Annotated in this window: 10 protein-coding genes and 3 pseudogenes; 12 read left to right on the top strand and 1 reads right to left on the bottom strand. The window is 38.9% G+C overall.

Features of this window, described 5'->3' with window-relative positions:
* Window positions 1-54 precede the first annotated feature (54 nt).
* The 12 genes and pseudogenes from DWZ47_RS28125 to DWZ47_RS28070 all read left to right on the top strand — a co-directional run bounded on the left by DWZ47_RS28125 (window position 55) and on the right by DWZ47_RS28070 (window position 17,556).
* On the top strand, window positions 55-1,272 hold the full coding sequence (locus DWZ47_RS28125; protein WP_117515478.1) for a glycoside hydrolase family 88 protein: 1,218 nt from the start codon (window positions 55-57) through the stop codon (window positions 1,270-1,272).
* Between the two features lie 221 nt (window positions 1,273-1,493).
* Entirely contained in the window at window positions 1,494-4,658 is a 3,165-nt protein-coding gene (locus DWZ47_RS28120; protein ID WP_373245187.1) for a SusC/RagA family TonB-linked outer membrane protein, read from the top strand.
* A gap of 21 nt (window positions 4,659-4,679) precedes the next feature.
* Window positions 4,680-6,515 carry a RagB/SusD family nutrient uptake outer membrane protein gene (locus tag DWZ47_RS28115; RefSeq protein WP_032849663.1) on the top strand — a complete coding sequence of 612 codons (1,836 nt, stop codon included), beginning with the start codon at window positions 4,680-4,682 and terminating at the stop codon, window positions 6,513-6,515.
* Between the two features lie 42 nt (window positions 6,516-6,557).
* Window positions 6,558-9,311, top strand: coding sequence for a SusC/RagA family TonB-linked outer membrane protein (locus DWZ47_RS28110; protein ID WP_117515474.1), 2,754 nt, complete (start codon window positions 6,558-6,560; stop codon window positions 9,309-9,311).
* A 12-nt stretch (window positions 9,312-9,323) separates the two neighbouring features.
* Window positions 9,324-10,985 (top strand): RagB/SusD family nutrient uptake outer membrane protein, encoded by a 1,662-nt coding sequence (locus tag DWZ47_RS28105; RefSeq protein WP_117515472.1) that lies wholly within the window; start codon window positions 9,324-9,326, stop codon window positions 10,983-10,985.
* An 81-nt stretch (window positions 10,986-11,066) separates the two neighbouring features.
* Window positions 11,067-11,489: a Spi family protease inhibitor gene (locus tag DWZ47_RS28100; protein WP_083793669.1), complete on the top strand. Its 423-nt coding sequence runs from the start codon at window positions 11,067-11,069 to the stop codon at window positions 11,487-11,489.
* A 33-nt stretch (window positions 11,490-11,522) separates the two neighbouring features.
* Window positions 11,523-12,911, top strand: a complete 1,389-nt coding sequence (locus DWZ47_RS28095; RefSeq protein ID WP_158570402.1) for a C10 family peptidase — start codon at window positions 11,523-11,525, stop codon at window positions 12,909-12,911.
* 6 nt (window positions 12,912-12,917) lie between these two features.
* Window positions 12,918-13,277: a hypothetical protein gene (locus tag DWZ47_RS28090; RefSeq protein WP_117515469.1), complete on the top strand. Its 360-nt coding sequence runs from the start codon at window positions 12,918-12,920 to the stop codon at window positions 13,275-13,277.
* 29 nt (window positions 13,278-13,306) lie between these two features.
* Window positions 13,307-14,779: a glycoside hydrolase family 30 protein gene (locus tag DWZ47_RS28085; RefSeq protein WP_008776802.1), complete on the top strand. Its 1,473-nt coding sequence runs from the start codon at window positions 13,307-13,309 to the stop codon at window positions 14,777-14,779.
* A gap of 336 nt (window positions 14,780-15,115) precedes the next feature.
* Complete coding sequence (locus tag DWZ47_RS28080) at window positions 15,116-16,621, top strand: sulfatase (protein WP_117515467.1); 1,506 nt, start codon at window positions 15,116-15,118, stop codon at window positions 16,619-16,621.
* A 2-nt stretch (window positions 16,622-16,623) separates the two neighbouring features.
* Window positions 16,624-16,973: pseudogene (locus DWZ47_RS31445) on the top strand (nitroreductase); the annotation flags it as partial.
* Between the two features lie 61 nt (window positions 16,974-17,034).
* Window positions 17,035-17,556, top strand: a pseudogene (locus tag DWZ47_RS28070) (EamA family transporter).
* Window positions 17,557-18,873: 1,317 nt separating this feature from the next.
* On the opposite strand, the pseudogene DWZ47_RS28055 reads toward DWZ47_RS28070, so the two are convergent.
* Window positions 18,874-19,192 (bottom strand): annotated as a pseudogene (locus DWZ47_RS28055) (hypothetical protein); the annotation flags it as partial.

The raw sequence follows: 19,192 nt of genomic DNA, 5'->3' as shown, positions 1-19,192 counted from the left end.
TTTTTTGTGATTAGCGTGCGTATTTTTGTTTTCTCAAAATAATATGAATTATTTATGAAAAGTATTATTTCAATTTGTATAACCTTGTTTTTCACTTTTGTGTGTGCTTGTGAAAGGGTAGAGGAAAATTATCTTTCAGAAAACGTTGAGTATGCAGCGGCGCAATATGATTTGCTGATAGAAAAACTGGGAAAAAATGGTAAACCTTGGGCACCTCGTACGGTAGATACTAAAGGAAATATAGTATATGCCCATAACGTATGGGACTGGACTTCGGGCTTTTTCGCGGGAAGCCTTTGGTATTTGTATAATCTTACGGGAGATGAGAAATGGAAAACATTGGCGAAAAAGTATACGGAAACTCTGAAACAACAATATATAACTTCTCATCATGATGTCGGCTTTATTATAGGATGTAGTTATTTAAATGGCATGCGTATGGGACAGGAGGCATATGATACAATTATCGTGCAAGCGGCCAAGTCCCTTTCCACTCGGTTTCGTCCTGGAGCCGGAGTTATCCAATCATGGAATACCCGTACAGGATGGCAAGCACAAAGAGGCTGGGAGTGTCCTGTTATTATTGATAATATGATGAATTTGGAAATTCTTTTTGAGGCAACTTCTCTTTCCGGTGATTCTACTTTTTACAATATGGCGGTTTCACATGCAGATATGACTTTAAAGAATCATTTTCGTATGGATGGGAGTTCTTATCATGTAGTTGATTATGATATGAGAACAGGTAAGGTGCGAAGTCGTTGCACAGCTCAGGGATATTCCGACGAATCAGCTTGGGCACGTGGGCAAGCCTGGGGTATTTATGGATATACAATGTGTTATAGGTATACACGTCAATTAAAATATCTTGAGCAGGCAGAAGCTGCCTATGAATTCGTATGTACACATCCCAATCTTCCTGAAGATTTGATTCCTTATTGGGATTTTGATGCAGTGAATATTCCCCATGAATTAAGAGATGCTTCCGTTGCTGCTATTATGGCTGCCGCCTTGTATGAATTGAGCATGTATTCGAATAAAGCAGAGTATAAAGAGACGGCAGATAAAGTAATGCATTCTTTGTCATCATCGGATTATCGGAGTAAGATTGGTGAAAATCACAATTTCTTATTGATGCATTCTGTTGGAAGTTATCCGCATGGAAGCGAAATAGATGTCCCTTTGATTTATGCAGATTATTATTTTCTGGAAGCATTGAAGCGGAAAAGGGATTGCGACATTGAAGCTAAGAGTAAATCAGTGCAGAAGTAGTGCTGTAATGGTGATTTTTTTGTACTAAAAGGGTGTTTTTTTGTACAATGATTAATAGAGAACTTGGGAGGATAATTTTTATACTTCTTATGTACGTTTTTGGTTTTTGTTTTTTGGTTTTCTAACTATATTCGCAGTGTGAATAAACATCTTTGTCAGGTCGTTTTTTTTAGTCAATTTGATGAATTTTTAATCATTCTAGTAACTTAAATTTAAATGCAATGAAAGACTTTTTCACTCCAATGAAGATACCCCAAAAATGGGTATGTCTGCTAGCGATGTCTTTTGTGTTTGGACAACAGGCATTTTCTTCAGAGAACTATGTAACGGAAAGTATAGCTGTTTCGGCAGATATTATGCAGCAGAAAAGTAAGACGGTTGTTGGTACGGTAACTGATAATGGCGAGCCTATAATAGGTGCCAGTGTCGTGGTGAAGAATGCCGGTAAAGGTGTTATAACAGATATGGATGGGAATTTTAAACTGGATGTTCCTGTTGGTGCGACAATTGTCATATCTTATGTCGGATATGATAGTAAAGAAATTGTTTATAAGGGCGAGTCTACTTTAAAAGTTGAATTATCTGAAGATGTTTTGCAGTTGCAGGAAGTACAAGTTGTAGCGTATGGCGTAACGAAGAAAGTGACAGTGACGGGTGCTATTTCATCTGTGGGTACAGAAGAAATTCTTAAATCACCAGTCTCAAGTATATCCAATGCATTGACCGGCAAATTACCGGGGTTGTCTACTGTGCAGCGGACTGGGCAGCCGGGAGCTGATGATGCAACAATGTATGTTCGTGGTGTCGGTTCGTTGACAGAAGGATTATCGTCACCACTTGTTTTGGTAGATGGGGTAGAACGTTCGTTCAACCAACTTGATCCTAATGAAATTGAAGATATTTCTATTTTGAAGGATGCTTCGTCAACGGCTGTGTTTGGTGTTCGTGGTGCTAATGGTGTTATTTTGGTAACAACGAAAAGGGGACAAGAAGGAAAACCTAAAATAAATGTATCTACTTCTTATTCTTTACAAATGCCAACTCGTATGCCGGAATTTGCCAACAGTTATGAGTATGCAAGTACATATGTCAATGCCCAGCGTCAGGATGGAATAGAGAGTAACTTTGCTTTTACGGATGAAGCGATTGAAGCCTACCGGACACACAGCAATCCTTTAGCTTATCCAGATACGGATTGGGTGGATATGTTAATAAAGGACGTGGCTTTGCAAACGCAACATAATTTTTCTATTTCCGGAGGAACAAGAGGAGTCCGTTATTTTGCTTCCTTGGGTGTGTTGACGCAAGATGGTCTATTCAAGTCGTTTGAGAAAGAGTATGATGGTAATTTCAAATATAACCGTTACAATTATCGTATAAATCTGGATTTGGACCTGACGAAAACCACATTGATGCGTATGAATTTAGGTGGGCGTGTTAATGATAAGCGTACGCCGAATTATGAAGGAAGTAGTGATATCGGATTATTGTTCCGTGATATTTATTGGGCTATTCCAATGTCGGGGGTAGGTGTTATGGATGGAAAATGGATATGGCCTGATACAAAAGAATTTAGTCTGCCGGGTACTGTAAGAGACGGACTTTATCCATATTATGGAAAAGGATATAACACTTCAGCAGGGAATATCCTGAATTTTGATTTTATGCTGGAGCAGAAATTGAATTTCATCACTAAAGGTTTGAAGGCACATGTAAAAGCATCTTATAATAGCGGTGTGACTTTGAAAAAGTTGCGTAAAACTTCTTATCCTCATTATGAGACGATAGTAAATGAAGATGGTACAGTGAATTTGCGTAAAGTGGGAGATCAGACCAATCTTCAATATTCGGAGAGTACAAGCCGGAGCAGAGACTGGTATATGGAGGTCGCCATGAATTATAAGCGTGATTTTAGTGATCATCATGTTTCAGCCTTGGCTATGTACAATCAAACAATGAAATATTATCCGGATAGTAATCCGGATGAATTTAAATCTATTCCCCGAAGCTATATTGGTTTAGTTGGGCGTGCTACTTATGACTGGAAAACACGTTATATGGTTGAAATGAACGTGGGGTATAATGGTTCTGAGAATTTTGCGCCAGGTAAGCGGTTTGGTCTTTTTCCCGCAGTATCAGCAGGTTGGGTTCTGACAGAGGAAAACTTTATGCAACCTTTAAAACCGTGGTTGAGTTATTTTAAACTTCGTGCTTCCTATGGTGTAGTGGGGAATGATCGTGTGAGTGGTAACTATCGTTTTCTTTATCTGCCGGATTCTTATAATCCGTCGACAGGTAGTTATTATTTTGGAAATTCCATATCTACAGCATGGCGAGGTGCAGTGGAAAGTAAGATTGGTAATCCCGACGTAACTTGGGAAACGGCTGCAAAGCAGAATTATGGGGTGGATGCTTATTTCATTAACAGCAAACTAAAAGTTAATTTTGATTATTTTATTGAGCGTCGTAAGGATATTCTCACAAATCGTAAGGTTCTGCCAACTTATTTAGCAGCAAATTTGCCTATTGCCAATATTGGCAAAGTTGATAATAAAGGATATGAACTGAGTGTAAACTGGAGGGATAGAATTCATTATTTTAGATATCATATAGGTTTCAATCTGGCTTATGCTAAAAATAAGATCGTCTTTCAAGATGAAGTTCCCTATCCTTACGATTATATGAGAAAGACCGGTAAGCCGGTTGGGCAACAGATGGGGTATAAATACGATGGATTCTTTTCGGAAGAAGATGTGGCAAAGTATGAGACCGAACGTGGTAAATCAATACCGGATCATGGAACAGGGTATATTCCTAAGCCGGGTGATGTGAAATATAAGGATTTAAATAATGACCATAAGATAGACCAGTACGATGTTGCCGCTATCGGTTATCCAGTTTACCCACTTCTTACAGGAGGAATAAATTTGGGATTTTCCTATAAAGGATTCGATTTCAGTATGACATGGTCCGGCGCAACAAAAGTTTCCCGCTTATTGGATGATATTTTCCGTGAACCGTTTGGAGCCACAGATTCTCGTTCGTTAATGAAATATATGATAGATGACATGTGGACGCCGGAAAAAGGAAATTCAGCTAAAGCTCCTGCCATCTCGTTTACGAATAAAGTAAATAATTACAGAGACTCGGATTTATGGTTACGTGATGCTTCCTACTTGCGTTTGAAAAATGTGGAGATTGGTTATAATTTTTCTAAAAAAATATTGAGCAAAATCAATATTGGAAGTCTGAGAGTTTTTGCAACAGGTTATAACTTGTTGACATTAGATAAATTGAAAATTGTAGATCCGGAATCTCGTCCCAACGGTAATGCAATGTATCCGGTAGTAATGGTGATAAATATGGGCTTGAAAGTAGGATTTTAATTTATAAAAATAAAGTTAGTCATGAAAAAGATAAGAAAATATATTTATCTGTTACTGATCTTCTCATATGTTTCTTTTACATCATGCGAGGATTTTGCTTTAGGGGAGAAATTTCTTCAAAAACCTCCTAGCGGGGATGTTACTATCGACACTATTTTTTCGACGGCAGAGTATGCCCGGAGAGTATTATGGTATGCTTATTCGAAATTGCCTTATGGCTTTTCTACCGGTTATAATAATTCGACTTCGATGCGTGTGGGTTCAATAGAATCGTTGACTGATCTGGCACAGTCATATGTTGGTTATGCAGGAGCGGATAAGTTGTATTATCCGGGACTTTATAATGCCGGAAGTGAAGACGAATCAGGTGGAGAGGCTCATGCAACTAAATACAATATGTACGCACGTGATCCTTGGAAAGGGATTCGCCATGCATGGGTCTTTATTAATAATGTGGACCGAGTACCGGATATGACGGCGGAAGAGAAGTTGCGTTTGAAGGCGGAGGCCAAAATTACCATTGCTGTGCAGTATTCTGAAATGTTGCGTCATTATGGAGCCTTACCTATTGTTGACCATGCTATTATGCCGGAAGAAATGGGGTTACCGGAGCGTGCCACTTTGCAACAGACTGTGGATTTCATAACCCGGTTGTTGGATGAGGCTATTGCATGCAAAGAATTACCTTGGGCTTTGCCGGAAGATGATCTGAGTAATGAGAGTGGACGTATGACAGGGGCGGCTGCCATGGGATTAAAGCTAAGAGTACTGTTGTTCGTAGCCAGTCCGTTGTTCAATTCTGACGAGCCTTATTTTCCGGGGGAAGCCTCTGATAAATTGATGACTTGGTTTGGCGGGTATAGTGAACAACGCTGGAAAGATGCGGCAAAAGCGGGGGAAGATTTTTTCAAATCTTGGAAACAAGGTGGTTTTTATGAATTGGTACAAAAAGAAACGGCAACTAAAAATACAATTCGTCAGGCATTTCAGGATGCATATTATACCAGGGGTACTACAGAGAGCCTAATTTCTGTACGCAGGCATTTTAGGACAAATGATATCAGGACGTTGCTGCAAAGTTTACGTTGGGGCGCATGGTGTCCGACAAAAGAATGTTTTGACTTGTTCCCGATGGCGAATGGTGATGATTTTGATTGGGATAATCCTGTTCATAAGAAAAATCCTTTTATAAATCGTGATCCTCGGTTGTGTGAAACAATCTTATTGGATGGTGACGATTTTCAAGGTAGAAAGGCTGCGGTATTCAAGGAAGATGCTAATGATAAAAAGAATTATCCCAAAGGTGCGGATTGGAATAAGAACAATTTGGATAGTAAGAGTTTGTCAACAGGGATTGCTGGACGTAAATTCGCTCTTGACCGGAAAGGGGAGTACAATAACCGTGTAATTCATTGGCCTTATTTACGTTTGGCTGAAGTATATCTTGCTTATGCAGAGGCATTGAATGAATGTGGGCGTACCAGTGAAGCATATCAGTATATCAATGCAGTTAGAGCACGCGTTGGTTTGCCAGGGCTGGTATTGAAAGGAAAACTAGATGAGAAAACAGAGTTTCGTGAAGCAGTACTTAGAGAACGCGTTTGTGAATTTGTATGGGAAGAAAACCGTTTCTTTGATTTGATACGTTGGAAACGTGAATCTGATTTTACAAAACATTTGCATGGAATTAATGTGTATCGTCATAAAACTACCAAAGAATATAAATTTGATTTTCCGCAGTTGCCGGAAAGAGTATGGCAAAAGCCGGGAGGATTTTCTGCAAAATGGTATTTGAGTGCATTTCCGGATAAGGAAGTGAATAAAGGATACGGGTTAGTGCAGAACCCGGGATGGTGATAATGAAAATCATTCAATGAATAAAGAAAATAAAAGAATACTATGAATAAAGCTATAAAATTAGTAATGACAGGTTTGCTGGTGTCGGTAAATATGCTGGCACAGGAAACGGACAGCATACAGCAGTATGGCCGAGGTATTTCGGTTGACTGGAAAGAATCTACTACTGCGGGAGGAATGGTGACAGCAGGGCAATTATCCCATAAAACGAGTATTAATCCTTCTAACTCATTATTTGGTTCTATTCCAGGACTATATGTGTTACAGAATGCCGGCAGTTCCTGGGCAGATGGTGCTACTATGTATATACGTGGTTTGGGGACTACAAACAGTAAAAGCCCGCTGATATTGGTTGATGGCTTTGTACGTTCCATATCAGACCTGACAGTGCAAGAAATAGAATCTGTGGTTGTCTTGAAAGATGCCGTAGCTTTGGCACTGTATGGAATACGAGGAGCTAATGGGGTCGTTTATGTTACCACGAAACGTGGAAAGACTGGCAAGCCGGTAATTAATTTCAATTATGAGTTTAATATGGGGACTCCGGTCCGTTTACCGGAAATGGTAGATGGATATACTTATGCCCAAGCTTTGAATGAAGGGTTGAAAAATGATCATCTTAGCCCCCGTTATACTCAACGTGAACTAGACGCGTTCAGAGATCGTACTTACCCAGACTTTTATCCGGACGTAGATTGGTGGGGAGAGGCTTTGCGGAATCATAGCCTTGGTCAGAATGCAAACTTTTCCATTCAGGGAGGGGGTGATAAGGTACAATATTATGCACAGTTGAATTATCTGAAAGATCAGGGAATTCTGAAGCCGACTAATGACAATGAAGATTATTCCACCCAGCTTAAATTCTCAAAGTTGAATATACGGACTAATCTTGATATACAGGCTACCAAAACCACGAAAGTGCAATTGAGTATGCTAGGTAATTTCTCAGAACACAATCGTCCAGGTGCACAGATAGATGATATCTTCACAGCCTTGTACCAGGTTCCTTCAGGAGTGTTTCCTGTTAAAACAAAGAATGAGGTATGGGGAGGTTCTACTATTTATTCTAATAATCCTATTGCTCTCATTTCAGGTAAGGGATATGCGCGTTCACAAAATCGTGCTTTGTATGCCGATATGAATATTCAACAGGATTTGAGTACTCTTACTCCCGGTCTATCTGCTTCAGTCCGAGTGGGGCTTGACAGCGATGCTAGTTACTGGGATTCCAATACTCGTAACTTTGCTTATGAGTCTTCAGTGAAAGGATGGGATGGAGAAGAAGACCAATATAAAAACTTGCGTAATGAATCTGCTTTGAGTTTTAGCAGCAGTACAGGAGAAATTGTCCGCCGCTTTAACTTTAATGCCCAATTAAATTATGATAGAAATTGGGGATTACATCGGCTGAATACAGTTTTACTTTATGCTATGGACCGGATGGATCGTGATGGACAGAATGCTTCCCGGGCATATATGGATATGGTTGGACAAGCGCATTATAGCTATAAAAACCGTTATTTACTTGATTTTGCTTTATCGGGTTCGGCATCCAGTGTTTTGGAACCGAATCATCGTTGGGGAATATTTCCGTCAATAGGTGCTGGTTGGATTCTTTCAGAAGAAAGCTGGATGAAAGGAAAATCGGTTGATTTCTTAAAATTGAGAGCATCTTATGGTATAGTTGGAAGGGCGGATTTTGGGGTGAATCTGTATAAGTATTATATGGGAAGTGGTAATAGTTATTATTTCAAGGATACTCCGGCCAGCCAAAGTGGTATGACTGAAAAGCAAATTGCTGTAGACGGGTTTACTTATGAAAAGTCGCATAAGTTGAATGTTGGTATGGATTTCATGGCATGGAAGAAGTTGTCATTAACTATTGATGGATATTATGATCATCGGACTGATATTCTGGTAGATGGTGGTAATGCGATTTCTTCTGTGTTCGGAATGACCGTTCCCAAGCGTAATGATGGTGTTGTCAATAACTATGGAGTGGAATTAATGGCAGGTTGGAATGATCGGATAGGCGAGTTCACTTATCAGATAAGCGGGCAATTCTCCTTCAATCGGAGTAAAATTATCAACATGAATGAAGAATACCGTCCGTATGATTATTTGGAGCGTACAGGGTGTCGTGTCGGTCAAATATTTGGTTATGAAGTAGAGGGAATCTATAAGAATCAGGAAGAAATAGACCAACGTGAGGTAAAACAATATTTGTCGGAAGTACGTCCTGGTGATCTAAAACTCAAAGATCAGAATGGTGATAAACGTATCGATCAATATGATCAAATTGCTATGGGATATAATGCTACCTGTCCGGAAATTTATTATGGTTTCAATTTAGGTGCTGAATACAAGGGATTGGGAGTTTTGGCGCAATTTCAGGGAGTGGCCAATTATAGCCAAGTGCTGGATACACGAAGTGTATACCGACCATTGATTAACAATAATACAATTTCCAGATATTATTGGGAAAATCGTTGGAGCGAGAATAATCCGAATGGGACATTACCCAGGCTAACTACATTAGGATCAGCGAATAATTATAATAATAACTCATTATGGGTGACAGATACTTCGTTTTTGAAGTTACGAACATTAGAAGTTTATTATCAATTACCTGATAAATGGCTACGTAGGCAGAATATTGTGAAATCGGTGAAACTTTATGTTCGCGGACACGACCTGTTATGTCTGGATGGCATTGATATTGCAGATCCGGAGGCGTTGGGAGTTACTCATCCTGCGATGAAACAATATACATTTGGTTTTAATTTACAATTCTAAATTGGAGAGACAATGATAAAAAAAATAAAGATTAAAAATATAGTACTGCTTCTATCTTTATTGATGATGACAGGATGTGATTTTATGGATTGTGATGAGTCTGATAACTTTACCAAACAAGAGGTGCTTGATAGCTATAATCGTGTGAAGCAACTGGCAACCAATGTATATGGTTTCTTAAAAGCGGACTTTTGTTCTATAGATGGGGCCATGCTGGATGCGGCTACGGATGATGCCGTCCATATTTACAAGTCTTCCAATATCCAGCGGTTTGTGGATGGTACATGGTCTGCCAATAATTTGGTGGATAATGTATGGGGACATTATTACAAAGGAATTCGGGCAGCCAACTTCTATTTGAAGGAAACTGCCGGACTGACATTTGATGAATGGAAATATTCGGATGATTATGAGGCTATAATGAAAGAGTTTACTAATTATCAATATGAAGTCCGTTTCCTTAGAGCATATTTCTATTTTGAATTAATCAAGCGTTATCGCAATATTCCTTTTGTACTAGATGTCTTGGCACAGAATGAAGCTAACGGGGTAAATCCTGAATCTTATGAGAAAATTGCTAAATTCATCGTGGATGAATGTTCGGATCTTGCACAGATTTTGCCTGTGAATTATGATAATTTCAGTACAAAAGAGAAAGGACGTGTTACGCGGGCAGCTGCTATGGCATTAAAATCGCGTGTTACTTTGTATATGGCCAGCCCTTTATTTTCAGAAGATAGTGAAGATAAATGGAAACAAGCCGCAGAAGCTGCTTATGATATTATTAAACAGAAAACAGATTTAGGCTTGGACTTGGTTCCTTATCCTCAAATATTTAATGACGTTAATAATCAGAAAGCTGAGGTGATATTGTATCGTCCGACAGGTGAGAGCGGTGACTTTGAGAAGGCTAATTTTCCTATTGGAGTGGAGGGTGGAAAGACATCTACCTGTCCGACACAAAACTTGATGGAAGCGTATGATATGAAGGATGGTACTCCTTTTGTATGGAATAATCAGTCAAATCCATACGATAATCGTGATCCTCGTATGAAATATACGATTGTTTGCAATGAAATGAAATGGCCTGTAGACCCTGTGGAAATATGGGAAGGAGGAACTAACGGATTGCCATTGCAGAATGCCACTACTACAGGATACTATTTGAAAAAGTATGTAAATAACACGATTAGTTTCGAGGCTGGTAGCACTGTTACGAAAAAACAGCATAATTGGGTATTGTTCCGTTATGGTGAGATTTTGCTTAATTATGCAGAAGCTATGATTAATGCTTTTCATGATCCCAACTATAAAGATGCTGTTTACAACATGAGTGCGCGTGAAGCGGTAAATCAGATTCGTGGTCGTACAAATATTTCGTTGCCCGGTTTTCCGTCGGATATTACAGAAAAAGATTTCGTTAAACGCCTGAAGAATGAGCGTCGTGTTGAGTTAGCTTTTGAAGGTCATCGTTTTTGGGATGTACGTCGCTGGAAGGAACTGGGACAGACGGCCAATATATATGGAGTAAAAATAACGAAGAATAATGAGGTAATCAGTTATGAGAAATTCTTACTCGAAACCCGTGCGGTAACTGATAATATGTATTTTTATCCTATACCCAATACAGAACGCTTTAAAAATCCGAATTTGGGACAGAATCTCGGATGGTAATTATAAAAAGAATATTGGAGTGTCTCCCCGGTAGGAGAGAATACTCCAATATCCAGTTTTTAACTACACCAACGTGGTCTAATGCTCTTTTTTATGAAATATATTTTTTTCTTTCTTATATTATTTTCCTCAAAGCATATTCTTCTTGCTAATGAAATTACAATGGAGCAGGCTAGAAAAGTGGCTATGAGTTTTTTTTGTGAAACGATACGATCCCGTGGTGGAATTCCCAGACTTCAGCTCGTCTGGGATGGTGAAAGTACTACTACGAGAGGTGGATCATCTCCCGCATTTTATGTGTTTAACCGTATGGATAGTGATGGGTTTGTGATTATCTCGGGAGATGATGTTACCATGCCGATATTAGGATACTCTTGCTCGAATCATTTTGTAGTTGAAAATATGCCTCCCAACTTGCTTGATTGGATGGATGAATTACGCAATCAGATTAATGCGGTCCGGGAGGAACATGTTGTGGGCACTTCTTATATTTCGAAAGCTTAGACGCGGGCATCAGACGCTATTGGTACGCCAATAGTGAAATTAACCACAGCCTTGTGGGACCAGCAAGCGCCTTTCAACAGACTATCTCCGACAACCAGTGACGGAAAGTCAATTACCGGCTGTGTAGCTACTGCAATGGCGATTATTATGCAATATTATCAATGGCCGGATCAGGGTGTAGGAACTGTACCTGCTTATACTCTACAAGCTGATAAGAATACCCAGATACCAAGCAAAACTTTTGATCGTCCTTATGTTTGGAGCAAGATGCCGGTAAAAGTTGATAAGAATTCGGATACTGATATAAAGGATGAGGTTGCAACTCTTATATATGATTGTGGCATTATTTCAAAGTCACAGTTTGGCAGGAAGTCTACGTGGGCATATTACGAGAATGCACTGGAAGGTATGATAAAGTATATGAAATATAATAAGGGGACTCATATGCAGAATCGGGCTACCCGTGTTATGAGTGAATGGCATCAGATGTTAAGGAAAGAACTTGATGCAAAAAGGCCGATTCTATATACAGCTTCTACTAAATCCGGTGGAGGGCATATGTTTGTAATAGATGGCTATACCCAGAAAAATTATTATCATGTTAATTGGGGGTGGAGTGGAAGTTCGAATGGTTATTACTTATTGACTGTTATGGATCCGTCAAATCCGGGTTCCGGCAGTTCTAGCGGTGGATACACTCAAGAGCAAGCTGCTTTTTTTAACTTGATACCAGATAAGGATGGCACCTCTGCTTTTACAGATAATTTGGTTCTTATTAGGAAGGAAGTGAATGGTGTCTATTATGAAGGACTTGTAATGGATGCTGTTAATATTCAGCCAGAACAAGAATTTAAAATAAGTATAGGAGCTGTTTACAACATCGGACGGTCAGCTTTTGACGGAAACCTGAGAATAGCTTTAGTAGGCAAGAACGGAACTATAAAAGAATATATATCCGAGGAAATCCCTGTTAAGTATCCGGCAGACTCTTACCATAGTGAAACAGACTGTTTCTGTAAAATAACCCTACCAATAAAGGCCGGAGATCGGATTAGAGTATATTACAAGGGTAAATATTCAGAGGATTGGGAATATTTGCGGGGTGGCTCACTATTGAAATCTGAAATTATTCTCAAGGAGGAAGATATGCCTTTGGAAAAAATGACCAGTTTTGCTTATGATAAGAAAAATAAGAAGATTAGTCTGAAGACTTGTCCCCAGGTAGAGTATCAGGTGCTCTCACTAACTAATAACGTGGTATTTTCAGGAATTACTAATGATGATAACCCGGAGATTCGGATTGATACAAGTGAGTTGATTGACAGAGAGTATGTCATTGTGCTCCGGAAGAAAATAGAGGATGAAGACGAGTATGAAGAAAAAAGAATACGTTTTGCAATAGGTAATCAAAATAAGAAATAGGAGAATATGAAGGAGATATTGAAACATATTGGACTGACTTTAATTTTTTTCATGGTATATTCATGTAGCGGTGGAGGGGATATTTTGCAGGAGGGACCGGAAGAAGACCCTTTTAAGGACTATTGCCTTGTAACAATAGAGCATAGCGGGAAATCATTTGGTTTTCTTGAATTTACAGGCAGTAAACTGTCTGGTAATATTCAATGGGGAGATGATAAATCTGAGATGTTTGCAGGAAAAAACACTCCGTCACATGTATATCAGACCGCGGAGGAACATATTATCGTCATAAAAGTTCAACAGGCTGATGGGATTATGTTGCCAAGTATCGAGGGGGTATCTCGGATAAATTTATCTGATTTTTAGTTAATTGAAATATTCTAAAAAAGGAGAAAATGAAAAGAATAATTTTTATATTTATAGTTTTGTTGATGGGGGTGGAAAGTGTATCTGCCCAGTCCTGCACATGGATCTACAGCACGGAAGGAAATATGTGGAAAGAATCGAAAATCAGATTACAATTAAAGCCTGATAAGGAACCCGCTTTAAAGGTGGATACAACAGAAAGCATTCAGGTATTCAAAAGATGGGGAACTTGTCTCAACGAACTGGGATGGGATGCTTTGAATTTGTTGCCCTTTGAACAACAGAAGGAAGTATTAAGTAATCTTTTTTCAAAAGAAGGCGCTTTACGTTTTTCCATGGGGCGTATACCGATGAATGCCAATGATTATGCACGGGACTGGTATAGTTGTGATGAAGTGTCCGGTGATTTTCAGTTAAAGTACTTTTCTATAGAACGTGATAAGAAGACAATTATCCCTTTCTGTAAAAGAGTTCTGCACTGTAATCCTGATGTAATCTTTTGGGCATCTCCTTGGTCACCGCCGTCCTGGATGAAGGTTAACCATTATTATTCAGTACGTAGTTGGAATGGACAGAATAAAATGTCTCCTTTGTCTGATGTTGTTCTATATGAAAATACTACGGGGAAGGATGCTGCATATTATCCAAAGCAATTGGCTGTGAATGATTATTTTATTCAGGATTCTCGTTATTTGAAAACCTATGCCAATTATTTCTGTAGGTTTGTTTCTGCCTATCGGGAAGAGAATATTTCCATATCAAGAGTGATGTTTCAGAATGAACCATGGGCATATACCATTTATCCGGGTTGTGCATGGACGCCTGAGGGGATTATAAGATTTAATGTCGAATATTTGGCGCCAGAGTTAAAGAAACAACACCCGGAGGTTTCACTTTTTCTTGGAACACTCAATACCAATCGTTTTGATGTTGTAGATAAGATTCTGTCAGATTCTCGTATGAAAGATGCAGTGGAAGGATTAGGATTTCAATGGTGGGGAGGACAGATTTTGCCTGCTATCCGCAAGAAATATCCGTATTATAAGTATATGCAGACAGAGAGTGAATGTGGTTCAGGAACGTTTGATTGGAAAGCGGCAGAACATACATTTAGGTTGATCAATCATTATATAGGTAATGGTTGTGAGGAGTATACTTTTTGGAATGCGATTTTATCTGACGAAGGAAAAAGTAGCTGGGGATGGAAACAAAATGCTTTGATTCGTGTAGATTCTAAAACCGGGACTATTACGTATACACCAGAATACTATGCGGTGAAGCATTTTTGCAATCAGGTTGTTTCAGGTACAAGGGTTTTACAATATAAAGAGAAGGGGGAGGATAATTTGTCTGTTATTGCTTTCTTGACTCCAGAAGGTAAATATTTGATAGTAGCAGGTAATTATGGTGATGTTGCGCAGCAAATGACGGTACAATTAGGGGAGAAGCATTTAAATGTAACTTTACAGGCACATTCTTTTAATACGTTTGTTGTGAAATAATTGCTATTTTATATTACGACTATCATAAAAAGACATGTTTTCTATGTAATAGGAGCTTTCAGTCCTTTGTCTGTCTCGGACGCTACTTGAAAATATATTGCTCCCAATAAAGGAACAGTTTTTATACGATTGGCACGGACTGAGACAGGTAATGCTCTGATGGACTAATTATATAATTTATGAAAAGGTGAAATGAAAAAATGTACTTGGTCGAAAAATATTCGGAGAGGGTAAAAGTGACGAAAGCTATATTGGAAAAAGAAGAAAGTAGAGAAGTCAGAATGGAATATTTTATTTTTAGGTAGTTTGAGAGATTTTTAATCATAAAATGTAAGCATGCTCTTATTTAATTTTCTAGTAGCAACTTCGTCAATGATTGGCGATTATCAAGAACGTCCCAATATCATTGTTTTTTTGGTAGATGATATGGGGCTTATGGATACTTCTGTTCCTTTTTTGACAGATGAGAATGGAAATCGGGTACGTCATCCATTAAATAATTGGTATCACACCCCTAATATGGAGAGAATGGCGAAACAAGGTATCTGTTTTTCCACTTTTTATGCGCAAAGTGTGAGTTCTCCCTCCAGGGTTTCGCTTTTGACAGGACAAAACGCTACAAGACATCGTACTACTAATTGGATTAACGCTGAAAGTAATAACCGTACTCCTTTTGGGCCTCCCGATTGGAACTGGAAAGGATTAACAAAAAATACTCCAACTATGCCCAAGGTTTTGCGACAGGCCGGATATAAGACAATTCATATTGGAAAATCTCATCTAGGTTGTATGAACAGTGAAGGTGAAAACCCATTGAATCTAGGTTTTGATGTCAATATTGCAGGTGCGGGAATCGGACATCCCGGCAGCTATTATGGTGAGTGGGGGTATGGCCATATTAAGGGAACAAGAGCTAGAGCAGTTCCTGATTTGGAGAAGTACCATGGTACGGATACTTTCTTGACTGAAGCGTTGACAATAGAAGCTAATCGTGAGATAGCTAAAGCTGTAAAGGAAAAGCGTCCTTTTTATTTGAATATGTCTCATTATGCTGTCCATGCACCTTTTCAGGCTGATAAAAGTTTTCTGTCCCGTTATACAGATCCAAATAAGAAGGAACAGGCCAGGGCCTTTGCTACATTGATAGAAGGCATGGATAAGTCTTTAGGAGACATCATGGACCAACTTGAAAAATTGGGAATTGCGGAAAACACTTTGATTTTCTTTTTGGGAGATAACGGTGGAGACGCACCTTTAGGAGAAGAACGGGGATATGGTTCTTCCGCTCCATTGAGAGGAAAAAAAGGTACGGAGTTTGAAGGTGGTATGCGTGTGCCTTTTATTGTGAGTTGGGCAAAGCCCCGAAAAGGTAATAAATTTCAGAAACGTTTACCAATTAAAGTTGGAGGTATACAAAATCAATTGGGAACGATTATGGATATTTATCCAACCGTTTTATCTGTGGCTGGATGTGAACCACCTGCCAATTATGTGATAGACGGATTCAATTTAAAAAAACAGTTAAGTGGTAAAGTAAATAAAAAGCGTTCTGAAATGTTTCTCATGCATTTTCCCCATGCTCATCGTGGTAATTACTTTACAGTATATCGGGAAGGGGATTGGAAATTAATCTATTATTATTTGCCGGAAAATCCAAAGCAACCGGAAGCAGTGCTTTATAATTTGAAAGAGGATCAGGAAGAGAAGGAAGAGCTTTCTTCTGTATTTCCAGATAAATGTAGAGAGATGATTCGTAATATGATATTCCTGTTGAAAAAAGAAGGTGCTCTTTATCCTATTGATAAACTGGGAAATCAGTTGGAACCATTTGTTTATTTCTAATGACACTGTCCAAGCAACAGCATATGCTGACACAGAGTGGGTTGTTAATCCTGCCCTTCTTCCGCCAGAAACAAAGTCCGTTGCTCTAACCCTAAGAGTAAAGCTCGTTCAACTACTTCGCTTCGGCATGGTGCGTATTGGAAAATATGCACCATGCCGCCACCGTTGAAAGATTGGGAACTATATTCCACATTCCCGTTGCCGACGAAGTGGAAAAAGTCAAAGGGATAGTAGGTGCTCCCGAAGATTGTGAGTTTACCAGTCTGCTTATGGTGGGCTATTCTGCAGAAAACGCCTTCCTGCCCGAACAAAAAGAATCGATGTCGAGGAGAGAATACATACGAACGTCTGATAACGCTATAAAATAAGGGTATGTTTTGATATTATCGGCAAAGATCTTGTTCAGTGTCAGTATGCCGATATTCAAATACCTGTTGACCTCGTAATGCTGCCGGAAGCGATTATCGTCATGCGAGCGATTTTCGTCTGCATGATGTTTTGGTTTGCGTCCCTCTTCATGCCGAAAGAAAAAGCCCTGCCTTCCGTGACGATGATGAAATGGATGTTTCTGTTTTCCACATTGGCACTCGCTTTGTTTTGTCTCCCGCATGTGCAACATGTCCCTATATTCCATCGGGAAACATTTAACATGACGCAGCTGTGCGCGCTTCTTTATCTGCTGTTCAGAGTCACGTTCGTTACGTTCATGCTCATCCCGATGGCATTGAAACACATTCGTCCTATACAGCCCAGCATGTATAATTACGCACACCCCATCGTTGCTTCCGTAATTGCCATTGCTGTTGGGTAGGACACACTCTCGATACAGAAACTATTGTCGACGGCTTTGGTATTTATCGGTGTTTACTTTGTGACAAAGACTAAGAAAAGGGGAGGTATAAAAAGCTTAGATATTGCATAAGACACGAACATAAATACAGGAAGACGGACAGATACCGTCAATTCTTACAGCGACTGGCTGTTGAACTGATCCGAGGAGGTATATGTCTATTCGCGCAACTCGCTGTTCTAGAATTACATTACAAAATACACGCCCGACCCATCGGTAGCGAATTGCGTGGTTTTCTGCTCCAAAAACTACCGCCCGATTCTGCCGGAGCTTCATTGGATTACCGACCATTTCAACGTATTTTGCTATTATATTATCATGGTATACGGCAAAGATGTGAAACTTCAATGGATATATTTTTTCAGCTTTCTGTTAAGCTTCATGAGTACAAAACAATGAAGGTTCTGCTATAATCTTTGCGTCTTGCTAATGAGTTATCTGTGCCTCTTTATAAACTGTATTGTTCATTACATGTCCATAGAGGGCTTAATAATACTTCAGTTTGTTCTTATTATCACATCGTCAGCGGACAGGGGGATGTTTATGATATTATTTTGTATCATAAAATCTTAATATATACTCTTTATATTTGTTTGAAAATTATAAAAAGAATTTCTTGATTATGAATCTAGGCCTATAACCGAAAAACGTTATTTGAAACATGTATTTTTTATCTTTTGCAGTAAGTGTTAATTCCCCGTACCTAAACCCACCAGATTGGTTCTGACAGAATAAAACTGCGCGGAAACCTTGTCTGAATACACAAGGCAGGCCAAGACACAGGCAAAACATAAAAAGTACTTTTTTCTATTCAAATTCATAATTCAAACTAGGATAACTCAAACTTTAAGTGGATAAACAAAACATGCACCCAAAGTAAACGGATGAAAAGCTGTGTCATCATAATAAGACTGTTCTTATTCTACGTGCAACCTGTAAAAATGAAGTATTTTAATGAACAAGAAACAGTTTTATATTATCACATCTGTTTTGTTTTTCCTGGTTGCAAAAGTAATAACACATAAATCACGAGTTACAAAATGAAACCACAAATCTAACGTCCGCATTGCATAAAACATTATAATACAGAAACATAAAGACTTCGTTCTTCTTATTTTTCTAACACGACGCTAACAGATGATTTACAACCTTAAAAAATATAGGGCAATCAATAAGTTTCTGACAATTGACTGGAATAGTAACAGATATTATAATGAAAGCATCTTCATACTTTCCGGACATACCTCCCAGGAGAATTAAACCTGTTATGGCTTACCTCCATGACAAAACCATTCTACAATTACATCATTCCGGTATTATGGCAAAAACAATCTGAACATATTCTAGATTTAATTACCGGATGATGCATTAGTCATTGGAACCTAGTATAAAGTTGAAATACCTATCCCAGAAGGCTTAAGAATAATTCTTTATTAGCTGTTTCCGTAGATTTAATACGTGATTTGAGCCGTGACTTGCGAGCGTATACATTAGCCACCGTATCCTTCATGAATAAGCTAATTACTTGCGGTGAAAATCCTACAAAAATATAGCATAATAACCTGGTGTCGGAAGCTTTCATAGTTGGAAAATCTTCCTTGAGCTTGTACATGGCATTGTCATGACAAGTGTTTACGATTTTTTCCAGTTCTTGCAGTATGCCATTGTTTTCTGCAAAATCTGTAATTATCTGCTTTACTTCATTAAATATGACTGACTGT

The organism is Bacteroides sp. AF32-8BH (assembly GCF_003435205.1).
Lineage (GTDB): Bacteria > Bacteroidota > Bacteroidia > Bacteroidales > Bacteroidaceae > Bacteroides > Bacteroides ovatus.
The sequence above is the reverse complement of the archived record's forward strand: the minus strand, read 5'-3'. Positions and strand labels throughout refer to the sequence as shown.